Source organism: Catellatospora sp. TT07R-123 (assembly GCF_018327705.1).
GTDB lineage: Bacteria > Actinomycetota > Actinomycetes > Mycobacteriales > Micromonosporaceae > Catellatospora.
The window spans coordinates 2,021,257-2,037,667 of the sequence record NZ_BNEM01000001.1; the positions used below are offsets into that span (position 1 = coordinate 2,021,257).

Here is a 16,411-nt window from a genome sequence, read left to right on the forward strand (position 1 = left end):
AGCCAACCTACACAACGGTTTCATGTGGCTGGCGTACATAGTCCGGGCTGACACAGCACCGTAGCTTTTCCGAAATCTGAACCGGAAGAGGTGAGCTGTGTCATATGCACTTTCCGCCCGGGGGCTGACCCGTGACTTCCGGGGTTTCCGCGCGGTGGACGGCGTCGACCTCGACGTGGCCGAGGGCAGCGTGCACGCCCTGGTCGGCCCCAACGGAGCCGGCAAGACCACGCTGTTCAACCTGCTGACCGGGTTCCTGGCCCCGACCTCGGGCCGGATCGAGGCGTGCGGGCGCGACATCACCGGCCTGCCGCCGGAGAAGGTGGCCCGGCTCGGCGTGGCCCGTTCGTTCCAGATCACCAGCCTGTTCCCCGGTATGACCGCCGTCGAGCACGTCGAACTGGCCCTGCAAGGGACCGGCTGGCAGTTCTGGCGGTCGGACAAGCTGCTGCGCCGGCACCGCCCGCGCGCCCTGGAACTGCTCGACCTCGTGGGCCTGGCCGACCTGGCCGGGCACACGGCCGACAGCCTCGCGTACGGCCGCAAGCGCGCCCTGGAACTGGCGCTCGCGCTGGCCCTGGACCCGAAGGTGCTGCTGCTGGACGAGCCGACCGCCGGGATGGGCGTCGAGGACGTCGACCGGACCGTCGACCTGATCGGCCTGGTCCGCGACGGCCGCACCGTCGTGCTGGTCGAGCACAACATGGCCGTCGTCGGGGCGCTGGCCGACCGGGTGACCGTGCTCCAGTCGGGCCGGGTCCTGGTCGAAGGCGGCTACGACGAGGTACGGGCCGACGACCGCGTCATCACCGCCTACCTGGGGACTGCCGATGTTGCGCATTGAGAACCTGTCGGCCGCCTACGGCGAGGCCGTCGTGCTGCGGGGCGTGTCGCTGGAGGTCGGCACCGGCGAGGTGGTGACCCTGGTGGGGCGCAACGGCGCGGGCAAGTCGACGCTGCTGCGCTGCGTGATGGGCCTGCACCCGTCATACACCGGAAGAATCGAGCTGAACGGCCGCGACCTGGCCGCGCTGCCCGCGCACCGGCGGGCCCGGCTCGGTCTGGGCTGGGTGCCCGACGACCGGGGCAGCTACGCGGGCCTGTCGGTGGCGGAGAGCCTGCTGCTGCCGCCGACGGTCGGACCCGATCCGTGGCCCATGGCCCGGGTGTACGACACCTTCCCCGCGCTGCACGCCCGGCGCGACTCCCCCTCCACCAAGCTGTCCGGCGGCGAGCAGCAGATGCTCGCCCTGGCCCGGGTGCTGCGCATGGGCGCGCGCCTGCTGTTGTGCGACGAGCCGACCGAGGGCCTGTCCCCGCTGCTGGTGCAGCAGGTCGGCGACATCCTGCGCACCGCCAAGGAGCACGGCGTGACCGTGCTGCTGGTGGAGCAGAACGTGCACTTCGCCGCGACCGTCGCCGACCGGCACTACCTGCTGGTCAACGGCGTGGTCGCCGAGACGCTCGACAACGCCTCGGTCCGCTCCCGCGAGCGCGACCTGCTGGCGTACCTCGGGATCTGAACAACACCTTCGAAGGGATGCTCAATGACGACATCTAGGTTCCGGATCTCCGCGGTGCTGGCCGCCACGGCCCTGCTCGCCGCCGCGTGCGGCGGGGGAGGTCCCCAGGGTGACAGCGGCGCGAAGATCAGCGACAACAAGATCGTGCTGGGCGTGCTCAACGACCAGTCCGGCGCGTACGCGCAGCTGTCGGGCAAGAACTCGGTCAAGGCCGTCGAGCTGGCGATCGCCGATTTCAAGGCCAAGTACGGCGACAAGGCCGTCACGCAGGACATCAGCGTCGAGACCGCCGACCACCAGAACAAGCCCGACGTCGCCAACACCAAGGCCGCCGAGCTCTACGACCGCAAGGCCGTCGACGTGATGCTGGACGTGCCGACCTCCTCGGCCGCCGAGAAGGTCGCCGACGTGGCCAAGGAGAAGAAGAAGCTCTACTTCAACATCTCCGCCGCGACGACCACGCTGACCGGCGCGAAGTGCAACAGGTACACGTTCCACTACGCGTACGACACGTACATGCTGGCCAACGGCACTGGCAAGAGCACCACCGAGCAGGGCGCGAAGAACTGGTACGTGCTCTACCCGAACTACCAGTTCGGGCAGGACATGGAGAAGAGCTTCTCGGCCGCGATCGGCGCGGCGGGCGGTTCGGTGGTGGCCCGTGACGCCGCCCCGTTCCCGAACACCAGCGGCGACTACTCGACGTACCTGCTCAAGGCGCCGACGCTGAACCCGAAGCCGGACGTGCTGGGCACCATGCAGGCCGGCGCGGAGCTGGTGAACGTGGTGAAGCAGTACAACGAGTTCAAGCTGCGCGACAAGGGCATCGGCCTGGCCGTCGGCCTGATGTTCCTGACCGACATCCACTCGCTGACCCCGGACGCGCTGGCGGGCACCACGTACACCGACGCCTGGTACTGGAACTTCGACGCGACCAACCGCGCGTTCGCCGACCGGTTCCTGGCCGCCACGGGGGTGCGCCCGACGTTCGCCCACGCCGCCAACTACTCGGCGGCGATGCAGTACCTGGAGGCCGTGCAGGCGGCGGGCACCGACGGCGCCGACGCGGTGATCAAGCAGCTGGAGGGCAAGGAGATCAACGACGTCTTCCTGCGCAACGGCAAGATCCGCGCGGAGGACCACCGGGTCATCCACGACGCGTACCTGGCCCAGGTCAAGGCGGGCAAGGACGTCGCCGAGCCGTGGGACTACGTGAAGATCCTCAAGACCATCCCGGCCGCGGAGGCGTTCCGGGCGCCGTCGCCGGACTGCCACCTGTGACCGGCTTCCTGCAGAACACGTTCAACGGGCTGGTGAGCGGGGCCTTCCTGGCCCTGCTCGCCCTCGGCCTGGCCGTCATCTTCGGCATGCTCCGGGTGGTCAACTTCGCCCACGGCACGGTCTACATGCTCGGCGCCTTCGGGGCGTACGTGCTGCTGGACAGCGCCGGGCTGCCGTTCTGGTGGGCGCTGCTGATCGTGCCGGTGGTGCTCGGCGTCGGCGGCATGGTGCTGGAGCGGGCGTTCATCCACCGGTTGACCAGGCTGGACCCGCTCTACAACTTCCTGCTCACGTTCGGGCTCGCGCTGATCCTGCAGGACCTGGTCAAGTGGCGCTACGGCGTGCAGTCCACGCCGTACGCCACCCCGTCCGGGCTGGACGGCACGCTTGACCTGGGGCTGTTCGACTTCCCGGCGTACCGGGTGTTCGTGCTCGGGTTCGCGGTCGCGGCGTGCGTCGCGGTGTGGCTGGTGCTGGCCCGGACCCGGGTCGGCGTGGTGGTGCGGGCCGCGACCGAGCGGCCCGACCTCACCCGGGCGCTGGGCATCGACGTCGGGCGGTGGATCACGCCGGTGTTCGGGTTCGGCGTCGCCCTGGCCGGGCTGGCCGGGGTGCTGGCCGCACCGATGCGGGCGGTGAACCCGCTGATGGGCAGCGATCTGATCATCGTGGTGTTCGCGGTCGTGGTGATCGGCGGGCTGGGCTCGGTGTTCGGGTCGGTGGCGGCGGCGTTCGCGATCGGGCTGGTGCAGGCGTGGGGCGAGGCGTACGCGTCGCACTGGCCCATCGTCGCCCAGATCACCGTGTTCGTGGTGATGGCGGCGGTGCTGCTGTGGCGGCCGACCGGCCTGTTCGGGCGAGAGGAGATGGCGGCATGAGGTGGGTGCGACCCGCGCTGGCGGCCGCCGGGCTGGCGGTCGCGCTGTGGCTGCCCAACGGGCTCTACCCGGCCGTGGCCGTGGAGATCCTGTGCTGGGTGCTGTTCGCGGTCGCCGTCGACCTGCTGCTCGGCTACACCGGGCTGCTGTCGTTCGGCCACGCCGCCTTCTGGGGCACCTCGGCGTACGTCACCGGCCTGGTCGCCATCGGCAGCGGCTGGCCGTTCCCGCTGGCGGTGCTGGCCGGGGCGCTGGCGGCCGCCGCGCTGGCGCTGCCGATCGGATACCTGGCAGTCAAGCGGACCGGGATCTACTTCGCCATGGTCACGCTGGCGTTCGCGCAGATGGTGTACTACATCGCCAACGAGTGGCGCTCGGTCACCCGGGGCGAGAACGGGCTGCAGGACGTGCCGCGCACCCTCGGCGGGCTCGACCTGTCCGACGCGTACTGGTTCTACTACGCGGCCCTGCCGCTGGTGCTGCTCGGCGTCCTGGCGGCGTGGCGGATCGTGCACTCGCCGTTCGGGCGGGTGCTGGTCGCGGTACGGGACAACCCGGCCCGCGCGCGGGCGCTGGGGTATCCGGTGCACCGGTACAAGCTGCTCGCGTTCGTGCTGTCGGCGTTCCTGGCCGGGCTGGGCGGCGGGCTGTTCGCCATGGCGCACCGGTTCGTCTCGCTGGACACCCTGCACTGGACCACATCCGGCAAGGCCGTGATCATCGTGGTGCTCGGCGGGATCGGCACGCTGTGGGGCGGCGCCGTCGGCTCCGCCCTGGTGGTGCGCCTGGAGGACTGGCTCGCCTTCTCGGGCTTCGAGCAGGTCGGCCTGGTCACCGGCGCGGTGTTCGTGCTGACGGTGCTGCTGTTCCGGCGCGGCATCTGGGGCAGCCTCGCGCAGCTGGCCGCCCGGCTGCCGAAACGGCAGGGCTGACGATCCGATCGTCGGGCCTGCCGCCATGCCGGCAGGCCCGACCCGAACGGCGGTGGCCGAACCGGCAGCCGGATGCGAAACTTTCGGCATTCCTATCCGGAGGATGGCCGTGGACCGAGACCAGCTCGTCAACGACGCGGAGCGCCAGGTCTGGGACGCCTTCGCCCAGGGGCGGGCGGTCGATCTGGGCGAGGGCGAACCGACCGCGGCGGGGTTCGACCCCGCGGGCTGGGATCCCGACCGGACTGTCCGGGCCGAGGTCATCGTGCGGCTGCTGCTCAACGCCCGAGACGCCGAGCGCGGATACGTCGCCAAGGTGGTGCTGGCCGGGGCCAGGATCACCGGCCGATTGGACCTGAGCGCGGGCAGCACCGGATTCGACCTGAGCCTGGAGCGCTGCTGGCTCGACGAGGAACCGGACTTCGCCGACGCGGTGACCCGGGGCGTCGACCTGTACCTGTGCCGGCTGCCCGGGTTCTGCGGGTACGGCTGGCAGCCCGCCGGCTCGGCCCGCTTCGACTACTGCCACGTGGAGGGCACCCTCGCCCTGTCGGGCGCCCGGATCGCCGGGCGGCTGGCACTGTACGGCGCCACCCTGAACGGCCTGGACGGCGACGCGCTCGACGGCGAGAACCTGCACGTCGACCTCGGCCTGTACGGCACGGACGGCTTCGCCGCGACCGGCGCCGTCAACCTCAACGGCGCCACCGTCGGCGGACAGCTCGTCCTCCAAGGCGCGAGCCTGACCAACCCGGACGGATACGCCCTGGTCGCCCCCGAGATCACCGTGACGCAGGGCCTGCTGGGCGCCGGGCTCACCGCCGTCGGTACCGTCGACCTGAACGGCGCGCACCTCGGCGGCCAGCTCGTCCTGTCCGGCGCGACCCTGCGCAACCCCGGCGGCGACGCGCTCAACGCGCAGAACCTCACCGTCGACCGCGACCTCTACGGCGACGGCCTCGACGCCACCGGCGCGGTCGTGCTCAGCGGTGCGCGGATCGGCGGCCGGCTAGACCTGACCGACGCGGTGCTGGCCAACCCCGACAACGACGCGCTCAACGCCCAGAACCTCACCGCCGACAGCGACATCTACTGGTTCCGGCTGACCGCGACCGGCCGCGTGGACCTCAACGGCGCCCAGATCGGCGGCGCGCTGCTGATGTCGGGCGCCAGACTGGCCAATCCCGGCGCCACCGCGCTGAGCGCGCTGAACCTCGGCGTCGACGAGGGGATCTCGTGCGACGAAGGGTTCACGACCGACGGCGTCCTCGACCTCAACGGCGCGCGGATCGGCGGCCAGCTCGACCTGTCCGGCGCGACCCTGCGCAACCCCGACGGCGACGCGCTCAACGCGCAGAACCTCACCGTCAACCTGGGCCTGTTCTGCCAGGACGGTTTCAGCGCCACCGGAGTGGTCGACCTGGCCGGCGCCCGGGTCGGCGGCACGGTGACCTTCGCCGAGGCCACGCTGGCCAATCCCGGCGGCAACGCCCTCAACGCCCGCGGCCTCACCGTCGGGCAGAGCCTGTACTGCCGGAAACTGAACGCCACCGGCACCCTGGACCTGGCCGGGGCGACGATCACCAGCATGCTGGCGCTGTCGGACTCCACCCTGGCCGACCCGGACGGATACGCGCTGTTCGGCGACAACCTCATCGTCGGGCAGGACTTCCACTGCTTCGAGGGCGTCATCCTGGAGGGCAGCCTGGGCCTGCCGAACGCCCGGTTCGGGGAGGCGGACTTCACCACGGTCACGTTCCGGCTGCCCGCCGGCAAGGACGCGGGCAGCCACCTGGTCCTGGACCTGCGCGCGGCCGCCACCCCGGAACTGAGGCTGCCCGCCACCCCGAACGGCGTGGTCAACCTGACCCGCGCCGCCGTCGGCACGCTCGATGTGCCGCAGTCGGCTTGGCGGTCACCGATGCTGCTCGCCGGTCTGACCTACACCGACCTCGACCCGGACCCCGATCCGCCGATCGAGCTGCGGCTGGCCTGGCTGCGCGCCGACCCCGACGGCTACCACCCGCAGCCGTACGAGCAGCTGGCGGCCTACTACCGCACCAACGGCCACGACAGCGAGGCGCGGCAGGTGCTGCTGGCCAAGCGCCGCGCCCACCGCGCCTACGCCCACCGCTACCCGTTCCTGCGTACGCCGTGGCGCCAGCTGGCGGCCGGGTGGTTCCGCGTGCCCGGACTGATAATCGACGGGCTGGCCGGCTACGGCTATGTCCCGGCCAGGGCGTTCGCGTGGCTGGTCGCGGCGATCGGCGCCGGAGCCGGCCTGCTGTACCCGGCCACGCCCAACGGGCCCACCCACGACCACGAGACGAACGCCGTGCTGCTGGCGCTCGACTCGATCCTGCCGACCTCGCCGCTCGGGCTGCGCGAGTCCGCCGGGCTCACCGGCGCCGCCTATGTCACCTCGGCGGTCCTGCAGGGCTTCGGCTTCGCGCTGTCGATCGCGGTGCTGCCCGCGCTGACCCGCGCACTGGCCCGGGGCGACCGGTAGCGGTCAGCTCAGCATGGTCTCGTACGGCCCGTGCTCGCTGATCGGGCGGAAGGAGTCGTCGTCGGCGGCCGCGTGCAGTGCGGCCAGCAGGCCTTCGACCGGCGGCAGGTCGAGCGCCTGGCGGGCCTGGGCGCGGGCCTCGTCGAGCGTCTGGCCGCCCGGGTCGAGCGCGTCGTCCTGCCGGATCTCCTCGTCGAGCTCGGCCAGCGCCCGGAGCAGGTCCTCACCCGGTGGCAGGCTGAGCGCGTCGTGCAGGTTCGCCACGCCGACGACCAGCGCCAGCGCGTCGCGCAGGTCGTGTGCGATCAGGCCGCCCTCGCCTTCCGAGCCCGCGTAGACGACCGCGCCGGAGGGGGTGAGCAGGAAGGTGCCGCCGGCGGAGTCGCCCGCGATCGGCGTGAGCGGGACGCCGCCGGCCAGGTGGACCTGCTCGACCGGGTCGGTGCGGGTCAGGTCGAAGTCGAACCGCTGGGCCAGCAGGTCGGCCAGCCAGGGCGAGGCCTGGATCTGCGCGAGGAGGTCGGTCATGGACGCATCCTCGCCGACGGGTCCGACAGGCCGGGATGGAGGGTCGCGGTCCGCGCGCCCACACCTCATATGGTGTGCCCACACCCGGTGCGGGGTGGGCGCGATACGGTGTATCCACACCTGGTGCGGTGTGGGCGCGCGGACCGGATGCCGTCAGCCCTGCGTGACCTCGATCGCGCCCGCCGGGCAGTTGTAGGCCGCCTCGCGCACCGCGGCCCAGTCCGCCTCCGCCGGCGCGGGCTGCCGCAGCAGCACCAAGCCGTCGGCCTCGTCCTGGTCGAAGACCTCCGGCACGGTACGCACGCAGTTGCCCGACCCGCAGCAGGCCTCGCGGTCGACGGCGACCCGCAGCCTGTCGCTCACCAGGTCACCGCCAGCTCCCGCACCCCGAACACGACCGCGTCGCGGAACTCGACGCTGTCCGGGTCGACGGCCAGCTCCAGGTTCGGCAGCCGGGTGAACAGCTCCGCCAGGGCGATGCGCAGCTCGGCGCGGGCCAGGGGCTGCCCGATGCACTGGTGGATGCCGAACCCGAACGCCATGTGCTGGTGCGAGCCGCGGGTCAGGTCGAACCGGTCGCCGTCGGGGAACACGTCGGCGTCGCGGTTGGCCGCCGACAGCAGCCCGATCACGCCCTGACCGGCCGGGACCCGGTGGCCGCCGACCACGGTGTCGCGGATCGCGACGCGGGTCAGCCCGGTGCGCACGATGGTCAGGTAGCGCAGCAGCTCCTCGACGGTGTCGTCGATCCGGGCCGGGTCCTGGCGCAGCCGTTCGAGCTGTGCGGGGTGCTGGAGCATGACCAGCGCGCTGAGCCCGATCATGTTCGAGGTGGTCTCGTGCCCGGCGATGAGCAGCAGCAGCGACAGGCCGACCAGCTCCGGCTCGGTCATCTCGCCGGTCGCGACGCGCTCGGCCGCCAGGCGGCTGATCATGTCGTCACCCGGTTCGCCCCGCTTGCGCTCGATCAGGCGGACGAGGTATTCGCGCAGCTCCTCGACCGCGGTGCGGACCACGTCCAGCGGGCTGGACCAGGCCAGCAGGATCCGGCTGCGCTCCTGGAAGAACTCGTGGTCGGCGTAGGGCACGCCGAGCAGGTGGCAGATCACCATCGACGGCACCGGCAGGGCGAAGTGCTCGACCAGGTCGGCGGGCTTCCCGACGGCCTGCATCGACGCCAGCGCGTCGGTCACGGTCTGCTGGATCAGCGGTTCCAGCGTCCGGATGTGCTTGATCATGAACTCCGGCGTGAGCATCCTCCGGAACTTGGTGTGCTCCGGCGGGTCCATCCGGATGAACGAGCCCTCGCGCCGGGGCATCTCGTCGGGCAGGGGCCGGATCAGCGGAAAGCCGGGCCGGGTGAAGTCGCTGGAGAAGTCGGGGCTGCGCAGCAGCTCACGCAGGTGCTCGTGCCGGGTGAACAGCAGCGCCTGCTGTCCGGTGGGCAGTTGCACCCGGCCGACTCCCTCCAGGCCGAAGTCGGGCAGTCGCGGGTCGAGGCCGTCGTTGCCGAACGGGTAGGTGGGAATGCGGGTGGCCAGTGTGTCTGACATCGTTCCTCCCAAGGCCTGAGACCCCTCAAAGCTACAAGGAAATGTCAGCTTTTGCCTGTTCTACCCGGCGGCCGGTCAAAATCGGACATCGATGCAGGTCACGGCGTCCAGTCGCCGCGCTCCTGCCAGGGGTCCCGCCCGGTTGCGCCGAACCCGTCCCCGTCGGCACGCGCGCCCGCGAGCGGGGCCGACGCGCCGCGCCGATGGGCGGGGGTGTACCCGGCGGGCCGGTACGCGTGCGCCACGGGTGCGTGCGGGGCGGGGCGCGGCCCGGTCGGCATCGGCTGGCGCGGCGCGAACCCGGCGTGCGCGACCGGCCGGGGCGCGGGCGGGGCGACCCGGGGGTCCGCAGTCTTGGCCTGCGGCGCGGCGTGCGATGCGGCCTGCGGCCCGACCTGCGCCGCAGCCTCGGCGTGGGAGGCGGCGGCTGGGGCGCCGACGCTGGACCGCAGCACGATCGTGGGCAGCAGCAGCGCGGCGAGCACACCGACGGCGGCCACGGCGGCCGAGATGAGGAAGACGTGGCCGGTGGCGTCGCCGTACGCCTCGCGCACGATGGCCTGGGCGGCGGGCGGCAGGGCGGCCAGGTTGAGCGAGCCGCCGCCCGCACCGGCGGGCAGCCCGGCCGCGGCCAGGTGCGCGGCGATGGTCGACTGCACCCGGTCGGCGAGCACGGCGCCGAGCACCGAGACGCCGATGGTGCCGCCGAGCGAGCGGAAGAAGGTCACCGAGCCGGTGGCCGCGCCGAGGTCCTTGAGCGCGGCGGTGTTCTGCACGGCCAGCACCAGGTTCTGCATGGTCATGCCGACGCCCAGGCCGACCAGGAGCATGCCGGCGCCGATGGCGGGCAGCGGGGTGGCGTGGTCGATGAACGACAGCCCCAGGAACCCGGCGACCAGCGCGATCGTCCCGGTCACCAGGTACGGCTTGATCCGGCCGGACTTGGTGACCATCCTGCCGCTGATGGTCGAGGAGATGACCACGCCGAGCATCATCGGCATGGTGAGCAGCCCGGCCTCGGTCGGGCTGTAGCCGCGGCCGATCTGGAAGTACTGGCCGAGGAAGACCGAGCCGCCGAACATGGCCATGCCGACCGCGAGGCTGGCGAGGATGGCCAGGGCGGGCACCCGCTTGGCGATGATCGTGATCGGGACGACGGGGCTCTCGGCGCGCAGCTCGACCCATACCGCCAGAGCCAGGACCGCGACCGAGCCGCCCACCATGGCGTAGCTCTGCCCCGACAGCCAGGCGAACGAGTCGCCGACGAACGACACCCAGACCAGCAGCGTGCTCACCCCGGCGGTGATCAGCAGCGCGCCCGCGTAGTCGATCTTCGTCTTGACCCGGGGCGCCCGGGGCAGGTCGAGGGTGAACCACAGCAGCGCGAACGCGAGCACCGCGATGGGCACGCCGACGAAGAAGCACCAGCGCCAGCCCAGCCACGAGGTGTCCACGATCAGTCCGCCCAGCAGCGGTCCGGCCAGGGTCGCCACCGCCATCACGCCGCCGAGGTAGCCGTTGTACCGGCCGCGCTCGCGGGGCGGGATCATCGAGGCGATCACGATCTGGACGAGGGCCTGCAGGCCGCCGACGCCGACACCCTGCACCCCCCGGAACGCGATCAGCTGCGCGGTGTCCTGCGCGAACCCGCTGAGCAGCGAGCCCCCGATGAAGATCGTGATCGCGACCATGACCAGCAGCTTCTTGCCGAACATGTCCGACAGCCGGCCCCAGATCGGGGTGGTGGCGGTGGCGGCGAGCAGCGTCGCGGTGACGACCCAGGTGTACTGCGTCTGGGTGCCGTTCAGCTCGCCGATGATGCGCGGCAGCGCGGTCGAGACGATGGTCGAGCTGATCATGGCGACGAACAGCACGAGCAGCAGGCCACTGAGCGATTCGAGGATCTCGCGGTGGCCCATGCGCAGGTGGCGGGGGGTGTGGTGGCCGGGGGTCATGGGATCGACCTTGCCACCGAACTTGCACAGTGCGCAAAGTTTCCCGGTGTGCACTACGCCACTGCGAGCGTAAGGAAGGGCACCTTCTCATCGGTTCACGTAGAGAAGGTGCCCTTCCTTACGGTGCATGTTCGCGCCGCAGGTCAGGCCTTGGTCATGTGCCAGGTGACGCCGGGGCCGGTCATCGTCGCCGACGAGCCGGAGCAGGTGTACGCCAGATTGCCCTCGCTCAGGTTCATCGCACCCTTGAACGGGATCGAGGGCATCGGCGCGGTCTTGCCGCCGATGGTGGCCTTCATGTCGGCCTTCACGTCGTCGGTCGGCATGGTTCCGGCGATCTTGCCGCCCGCCGAGGTCCAGTCCGAGCTGACGGCGCTGCCGGTGTACTTCGAGTCGACCTTCATCGTCATGCCGTTGAGCGGCACGCTGATCGCGATGTTCGCGTCGTACGTGATGGTCAGCTTGTCGGCGAAGGCCAGCGTGATGTCGCCGGTGCCCTTGCCCTCCACCCCCGCCTGCGGCAGCATCTTCGCCGCCTGCGCGGCCATGTCGGCCACGTCGACCTTCCAGGTGCCGAGCAGGCAGCCGTCACGGTCGGCCGAACCGCCGCCGGCCGGGCTCGCCGCCGCGCCGACCGAGGCGGACGCGCCCGTCGACGCCCCGGCGGTGGCGCCCGTGGCGCCGGTCCCGTCCTCGGGGCCGCAGGCCGACAGCAGCAGCACGGCGACGGCCGCCGTACCCGTCAACATCAATCTCATTCGCATGCCGTACAGAATGGTTCGCGCGGGCCGGGTCGAGCCATCTCGTGTCGTCAACAGGTCACTCGCCCACCGCCGCGCAACCCGTGGTTAAGAAGGTGCCCTTCCCTACCTGAGGTCAGAGGTTGCGGAGGCGGTGCAGGCGCAGGGCGAGCTGGATCTCCAGCGAGCGCGCCGGGCCCTGCCAGTCGGCGCCGAGCAGGTTGCCTACCCGCTCCAGCCGCTGGGTGACCGTGTTGACGTGGACGTGCAGGCGCTCGGCGGCGCGGGCCAGGCTGCCACCGGAGCCGAAGTACGCCTCCAGCGTGGCCAGCAGGGTGGTGCCCCGGCGGGTGTCGTAGTCGACGATCGCGCCGATGGTGTGCCGGACGAACTGCTGCACGTCGCCGCCGTCGCGTTCGCTGACCGCGCCCAGCAGCAGCCCGACGAAGCCCAGCTCGGCGCTGCCCGCGCCCTCGCCGGTGCGCCCGAGCGAGATCAGCGCCGACGCGCACCGGACCGCCTCCTGGTACGCCGCCCCCAGCCCGCCCGGACCGCCCGCCGACCCGCCGCCGCCCGCCGTCACCGGGCGCGCCAGCACCCGGGACAGCTCGCGGACCACCGCCTGCGCGGCCGGTCCCGGCTCGGTGCCGGGCAGCAGCAGCACCACCCAGCCGTCGCGCACCGCCGCCAGGCCGGTCCGCGCCGAGGCGTACGTGCCCGCCCACGACAGCGCCCGCCCGCGCGGCTGGCCCGGGGCGGTCTCGGCCCGTACCGCCACCACCACGTGCGGGGCGTCGAGGTCGACGCCGAGGCGGCGGCCGCGTTCGCGCAGCGCGGCCGGGTCGCGCACCGGCTCGGCGAGCAGGTCGTCGAGCAGTTCGCCGCGCACCCGCCCCTCGGCCTCCGACGACGCCCGCCGGAACAGGGTGAGCAGCGCGGTGACCAGCGCGGCACGTTCGAGGATCTGCTGGTCGGCGTCGACCAGCTCGCGTTCGGGGCGCAGCACCAGCGCACCCAGGTCGTCGGCCCCGGCGACCACCGCGGCGACCCACAGGCCGTCGCGGCGCACGGCGCGGCCCTCCAGCCGGGAGGCGGAGACCGCCTCGGCGACGCGGGGCAGTTCGAGTTCGCCCAGCCCGCCGACAGCGGCCACGGCCCGGCCGTCGGGGTCGAGCACGACCAGGTCGCCGCCGAGCACCTCGGTCACCGCGGCCACCACGTCCTCGACGCCGCCGCCGCGCAGCACCAGGCCGGTCATCCGGTCGTGGGCCGCGGCGGCGCGCTCGACCGACGCGCTGTGGGCGCGGATGACCCCGTTGGCGGCCGACAGCTCGTCCAGCGCGGCCCGGGTCTCGGTGAGCAGCCGGGCGGTGTCGATGGCGACGGAGGCGTGCGCGCCCAGCGACACCATCAGCGCCACCTCCTCGCGCGCGAACGGGCGGGCGGAGCGGTTGGCGGCGTACAGGACGCCGATGACGCGCGAGCCCAGCCGCAGCGGCACGCCCAGGATGGCGACCAGGCCCTCCTCGCTCACCCCGCTGTCGATGTCACCCTTGTGCTGGAACCGCATGTCGGTCATGTAGTTCGCGGTGGCGTACGGGGTGCCCGACTGCGCCACCAGGCCGCCCAGCCCGGTGCCCATCGGCAGCCGCAGCACCTGGAACTTCGCCGAGATCGAGCCGTCGGTGACCCGCATGTACGTGTCGCCGTGCTCGTCGTCGTTGAGGGTCATGTAGGCGATGTCGGTGCTGAGCAGCCGCCGGGCCCGGTGCACGATCGCGCGCAGCACCGCGTCCAGGTCGCGCAGGCCCGCCAGGTCGCCGGCGGTCTCGTACAGGCCCGACAGCTCCATCTCGCGCTGGCGGCGCCGCTCCAGCAGCCCGCGCACCCGCAGCGCCAGCACCTTGGCGTCCTCCAGCTCGGCCAGGTGCTCCGGGGACGCGCCGGCGGCCCGCGCGGCGATCAGCGGGCCCTCGAACTCGACGGCCGCGGCCTCGCGCGACAGCAGCTCAAGGAACTCCGCGCCCAACATGGCGACCGATCCTGCCACGCGCATCAGTTGGCGGTCCAGCCGCCGTCCATGGCGATCGAGGCGCCGGTGATGAACGAGGCGGCGGACGTGCACAGGTACGCCGCGAGTTCGGCGACCTCGTCCGGCTCGATCAGGCGCTTGATCGCGGCACGGGCCAGCATGATCTTCTCGATGACCTCGGACTCGGCCAGCCCGTGCGCGCGCGCCTGGTCGGCGATCTGCCCCTCGACCAGCGGCGTGCGCACGTACGCGGGATTGATGCAGTTGGAGGTGACCCCGTGCGCGGCGCCTTCCAGCGCCACGACCTTCGACAGGCCCTCCAGCCCGTGCTTGGCCGCCACGTAGGCCGACTTGTACGCCGAGGCGCGCAGCCCGTGCACGGAGGAGATGTTGACGACCCGGCCCCAGCCGTTGGCGTACATGTGCGGCAGCACCTTGCCGACCAGCCGGAACGGCGCCTCGACCATGACCTTCTGAATGTAGCCGAACCGCTCGGCGGCGAACTCGTGCACCGGCGCCACGTGTTGCAGCCCGGCGCAGTTGACCAGCACGTCCACGGCGCCGTCGAGGGAGTCCAGCCCCGCCGGGTCGGACAGGTCCACCCCGGCCGCGCTGCCCCCGGCCTCGGCGGCCACCCGGGCGGCGGCCTCGGCGTCGCGGTCCACCACGACCACGCGCGCACCCGCGGCGGCCAGGCGCACCGCGCAGGCGCGGCCGATGCCGCTGCCCGCGCCGGTCACCATCGCGGTGCGGCCGGTCAGGTCGAGGTGCACAACATGGCGCTGGGCCATAGGCGATGCCGTCATGAGTCCAGAACCTAGGTTCCGGCGCCGGTCGATCACATGGGTCGGGACCACATACTGCACCCGGCGGACATGTGCGCGGACATGCCGGTGCGGCCGGGTCCGAATGTGGGCCCGGCGCGTGCTCGCCCACGCGCGCGCCGGGCCCCGGCGGCCGTCGCGAACGGCCGCCTCAGGGGTTGAGCCTGATCAGCTCTTCACGCACCGCACGTCCAGCACCGTCCCGACGACACCGGTCAGGTTCGGCGCGAGCTGAACCGCCTGGGCCAGGCTGGCCGCCTGCACGACGACGGTGGTCTTGACCGGCGGCAGCAGCGGCAGCTTGGTGACCACCGCGCACGCGTACGTGTCGGCGGCGACGGCCGGGGTCGCCAGCGCGGTGGCGCCGAACGCGACGGCGGCGAGCAGGACGGCGAGTCGTACCTTGGTCATGGCGGTGGCCTTCCCTTTGGCTTTTGTCCGTTTATTTCGGACTTGTAACTAAGCCTGCCGGAGTCCGGCGCCTCGGTCGATCGCCCGATCCGGCGACCCCGCGATCTTGACAAGGCCGCCCGGCTGGTAGACACACGCGGTGACCACCGAACGGATCGGCCCGAGCCCCACCGCCAGCGAGCGCGAGATGCTGCGCACCTTCCTCGACTACCACCGCGCCACGCTGGCCTGGAAGTGCGACGGCCTCGACGACGAGCAGCTGCGGCAGCGGTCCATGCCACCGTCGACGCTGTCGCTGCTGGGGCTGGTGCGGCACATGGCCGAGGTGGAGCGCGCCTGGTTCCGCCGGGTCATCGACGGCGAGGACATCGGCCTGGTCTGGTCGGACGAGCGCGACTTCCAGGTGGCGTACGACGCCACGGACTCCACCCGCGCCGAGGCGTTCGCCGCCTGGCAGGCCGAGGTGGAGCACTCCCGCCGCATCGAGCGCGAGGCCGCGTCGCTGGACGTGACCGGCTACAGCGCGAGCTGGGCAGAGGACGTGTCCCTGCGCATGGTCATGCTGCACCTGATCCACGAGTACGCCCGGCACAACGGCCACGCCGACCTGCTGCGCGAGGGCGTCGACGGCGTCACCGGGGCCTGACCCCGCTGCGCCGCGAGGTGGGTCCGGCCGCCGGCCGGCGACCGGACCCGGCGAGGCTCAGCGGGCCTGGAGGGCGTCCAGCGCGACCGCCATCGACACGACCAGGCGGCGGTCGATCTGCGGGTCGTGGATGGTCACCGTGTACTTGTCGCGGAAGAACTTGAACTTCTTCTCGACCGAGAACACCGGCCGGCCGTCCTGCACGAAGTCGAAGTGGTACGGCCACCACGTCACGTCGGAGAAGCGGCGCAGCAGCGCCACGAACAGGCTGCGCTCCTGTCCGGTGACCTTGGTGCCGTCGCCGGGCTCCACGTGCCAGGTCGAGCGCAGCAGCGACTTGGCGAAGTCCTTCCGGAACAGGCCGATCGGCGCCCCGTTCTGGTCCTTGACGTCGTAGGTGGCGCCGAGGTCGAGCACGCTGCGGGCCTTGAACGAGGCGAAGACCTGGGTCTTGGCGTCGTCGCGGAAGAGAGTGACCTCCTCCTTGAGCTTCATCCGCTTCTGCTCGGCGAAGGCCAGCATGGTGCCGTCGGAGCCGTCGGGGGTCGCGGTACGCACCTCGTACCGGTTGATCATCATGGTGAAGCGCTGCTTGACGA

Annotated in this window: 16 protein-coding genes; 7 read left to right on the forward strand and 9 right to left on the reverse strand. The window is 72.0% G+C overall.

Annotation, left to right across the window (positions count from 1 at the left end):
* The first annotated feature begins 97 nt into the window (after positions 1 to 97).
* The 6 genes from Cs7R123_RS08430 (at position 98) to Cs7R123_RS08455 (ending at position 7,123) form a co-directional block, all read left to right on the forward strand.
* Positions 98 to 844: an ABC transporter ATP-binding protein gene (locus Cs7R123_RS08430; protein WP_212824883.1), complete on the forward strand. Its 747-nt coding sequence runs from the start codon at positions 98 to 100 to the stop codon at positions 842 to 844.
* Positions 831 to 1,523, forward strand: coding sequence for an ABC transporter ATP-binding protein (locus Cs7R123_RS08435; protein WP_212824886.1), 693 nt, complete (start codon positions 831 to 833; stop codon positions 1,521 to 1,523). The genes Cs7R123_RS08430 and Cs7R123_RS08435 overlap by 14 nt, the downstream gene beginning before the upstream one ends.
* 24 nt (positions 1,524 to 1,547) lie before the next feature.
* Entirely contained in the window at positions 1,548 to 2,804 is a 1,257-nt protein-coding gene (locus tag Cs7R123_RS08440) for an ABC transporter substrate-binding protein (protein ID WP_212824887.1), read from the forward strand.
* Positions 2,801 to 3,682: a branched-chain amino acid ABC transporter permease gene (locus Cs7R123_RS08445; protein ID WP_212824889.1), complete on the forward strand. Its 882-nt coding sequence runs from the start codon at positions 2,801 to 2,803 to the stop codon at positions 3,680 to 3,682. The genes Cs7R123_RS08440 and Cs7R123_RS08445 overlap by 4 nt, the downstream gene beginning before the upstream one ends.
* Positions 3,679 to 4,614 carry a branched-chain amino acid ABC transporter permease gene (locus tag Cs7R123_RS08450; RefSeq protein ID WP_212824891.1) on the forward strand — a complete coding sequence of 312 codons (936 nt, stop codon included), beginning with the start codon at positions 3,679 to 3,681 and terminating at the stop codon, positions 4,612 to 4,614. The genes Cs7R123_RS08445 and Cs7R123_RS08450 overlap by 4 nt, the downstream gene beginning before the upstream one ends.
* 103 nt (positions 4,615 to 4,717) lie before the next feature.
* Positions 4,718 to 7,123, forward strand: a complete 2,406-nt coding sequence (locus Cs7R123_RS08455) for a hypothetical protein (RefSeq protein ID WP_212824893.1) — start codon at positions 4,718 to 4,720, stop codon at positions 7,121 to 7,123.
* A 3-nt stretch (positions 7,124 to 7,126) separates the two neighbouring features.
* On the opposite strand, the gene Cs7R123_RS08460 is transcribed toward Cs7R123_RS08455, so the two are convergent.
* The 8 genes from Cs7R123_RS08460 to Cs7R123_RS08495 form a co-directional block, all read right to left on the reverse strand.
* Entirely contained in the window at positions 7,127 to 7,651 is a 525-nt protein-coding gene (locus tag Cs7R123_RS08460) for a hypothetical protein (RefSeq protein ID WP_212824895.1), read from the reverse strand.
* A gap of 153 nt (positions 7,652 to 7,804) precedes the next feature.
* Positions 7,805 to 8,014, reverse strand: a complete 210-nt coding sequence (locus tag Cs7R123_RS08465; RefSeq protein ID WP_244871695.1) for a ferredoxin — start codon at positions 8,012 to 8,014, stop codon at positions 7,805 to 7,807.
* Positions 8,011 to 9,204 carry a cytochrome P450 gene (locus tag Cs7R123_RS08470; RefSeq protein WP_212824897.1) on the reverse strand — a complete coding sequence of 398 codons (1,194 nt, stop codon included), beginning with the start codon at positions 9,202 to 9,204 and terminating at the stop codon, positions 8,011 to 8,013. Before Cs7R123_RS08470 ends, Cs7R123_RS08465 begins: the two co-directional genes overlap by 4 nt.
* A gap of 98 nt (positions 9,205 to 9,302) precedes the next feature.
* Complete coding sequence (locus Cs7R123_RS08475; protein ID WP_308442876.1) at positions 9,303 to 11,159, reverse strand: MFS transporter; 1,857 nt, start codon at positions 11,157 to 11,159, stop codon at positions 9,303 to 9,305.
* Positions 11,160 to 11,302: 143 nt separating this feature from the next.
* Complete coding sequence (locus tag Cs7R123_RS08480; protein WP_212824899.1) at positions 11,303 to 11,923, reverse strand: hypothetical protein; 621 nt, start codon at positions 11,921 to 11,923, stop codon at positions 11,303 to 11,305.
* A gap of 112 nt (positions 11,924 to 12,035) precedes the next feature.
* On the reverse strand, positions 12,036 to 13,931 hold the full coding sequence (locus tag Cs7R123_RS08485; RefSeq protein ID WP_244871696.1) for a helix-turn-helix domain-containing protein: 1,896 nt from the start codon (positions 13,929 to 13,931) through the stop codon (positions 12,036 to 12,038).
* 23 nt (positions 13,932 to 13,954) lie between these two features.
* A complete protein-coding gene (locus Cs7R123_RS08490; RefSeq protein ID WP_212824903.1) occupies positions 13,955 to 14,737 on the reverse strand; it encodes a 3-hydroxybutyrate dehydrogenase in 783 nt (260 codons plus the stop codon).
* Positions 14,738 to 14,923: 186 nt separating this feature from the next.
* Positions 14,924 to 15,166 carry a hypothetical protein gene (locus Cs7R123_RS08495; protein ID WP_212824905.1) on the reverse strand — a complete coding sequence of 81 codons (243 nt, stop codon included), beginning with the start codon at positions 15,164 to 15,166 and terminating at the stop codon, positions 14,924 to 14,926.
* A gap of 139 nt (positions 15,167 to 15,305) precedes the next feature.
* Here Cs7R123_RS08495 and Cs7R123_RS08500 point away from each other — a divergent pair, with 139 nt between their 5' ends.
* Positions 15,306 to 15,812: a DinB family protein gene (locus Cs7R123_RS08500; protein WP_244871697.1), complete on the forward strand. Its 507-nt coding sequence runs from the start codon at positions 15,306 to 15,308 to the stop codon at positions 15,810 to 15,812.
* Positions 15,813 to 15,869: 57 nt separating this feature from the next.
* On the opposite strand, the gene Cs7R123_RS08505 is transcribed toward Cs7R123_RS08500, so the two are convergent.
* The gene (locus Cs7R123_RS08505) at positions 15,870 to 16,391 is read right to left on the reverse strand and encodes a hypothetical protein (protein ID WP_244871972.1); all 522 of its coding nucleotides are present in this window, start codon (positions 16,389 to 16,391) and stop codon (positions 15,870 to 15,872) included.
* Between the last annotated feature and the right edge of the window lie 20 nt (positions 16,392 to 16,411).